The sequence below is a fragment of the uncultured Limnohabitans sp. genome, from assembly GCF_937889215.1.
In the GTDB taxonomy this organism is placed as follows: Bacteria; Pseudomonadota; Gammaproteobacteria; order Burkholderiales; family Burkholderiaceae_C; genus Limnohabitans_A.
In genome coordinates this window covers 1-1,130 of the sequence record NZ_CALBEX010000115.1, presented here as the reverse complement: position 1 = coordinate 1,130, position 1,130 = coordinate 1, and the positions used below count along the sequence as shown (strand labels likewise).

Annotated in this window: 1 protein-coding gene and 1 pseudogene; both read left to right on the top strand. The window is 60.0% G+C overall.

The features are described 5' to 3' along the window. A partial coding sequence (locus Q0341_RS03005; protein WP_299510457.1) for a branched-chain amino acid ABC transporter permease occupies positions 1 to 1,024 on the top strand: 1,024 nt, incomplete at its 5' end. Then, positions 1,021 to 1,130: pseudogene (locus tag Q0341_RS03000) on the top strand (ABC transporter ATP-binding protein); the annotation flags it as partial. The gene Q0341_RS03005 and the pseudogene Q0341_RS03000, both read left to right, overlap by 4 nt.

Sequence of the window (1,130 nt, the reverse complement as noted above, 5' to 3'; positions counted from 1 at the left end):
CGGCGGCCATGTGTTCTGGTACAGCTTGCTGGGCCTTTTCTTGGTGGTCGCCCCTTGGGTGGTGGCCGAGTACTGGCTGGCGCAGCTGACCTTTGTGCTGATTTATGCGGTGGTGGGCCTGGGCCTGATGCTGCTGGCGGGCTTCACCGGCTTGTTCTCTCTGGGCCACGCCGCGTTCTTGGGGGTGGGGGCTTACACCCAGGCCGTCATGGTCAATGCCGGGGTGCCGTTTCCGCTGGCGCTGGTTTGCGCGGGTGTTTTCTCCGCCATCGCGGGCGTGATCGTGGGTTTGCCAGCGCTGCGCGTCAAAGGCATTTACCTGGGCATGGCCACGTTGGCGTTTGGCTTCATCGTCGAAGAAGGCATGGCCCGCTGGGAAAGCGTCACCGGCGGCAATGCGGGCCTGACGGTCACCTATCCCACACTCGGCGGGTGGACACTGGACAGCACCGAAGAGTTTTATTTCCTGTGTTTGGTGGTGACTGTGGGGGCCACGCTGGCCATCGTCAATTTGCTGCGCTCGTCCACCGGGCGTGCCTTTGTCGCCATTCGCGATTCCGAAATTTCGGCGCAAAGCATGGGCATTCACCTGGCGCGTTACAAAACCCTGTCCTTTGCCTTGTCGGCCGCGTTGGCTGGCATTGGCGGTGCTTTGTACGCCCACAAAATCCAGTTCCTCTCGCCCGAGCAGTTCAGCATCATCCAGTCGATTGACTTGCTCTTGATGGTGGTGATTGGTGGCCTGGGCTCAATCCATGGGGCTTTCCTGGGGGCGATTTTTCTGATCGTCATGCCGCAGCTGATCTCCTTGGGTAAAGACTTTTTGCCCGCCGCCATTGGCGGTGCAGCGGGTTTGCAGGGCACGATTTACGGCATGGTGCTGATCGCCTTTGTGCTGTTTGAGCCCATGGGGCTGTATGGCCGCTGGCTCAAAGTGCGCACCTGGTTCCAGCTGTTCCCGTTTTACCGCCGTGGCCTGTTCAAGCGCCAAAAATCGTTCCAGAAGTCGGACCGCCTGAAATGAACGCAGACATCCTTTTATCCGCCCAAGATTTGAGCGTGCGCTTTGGCGGCGTGCTGGCCGTCAACAAGGTCAGCTTCGACGTCAAGCGCGGCGAGGTTTTCACCCT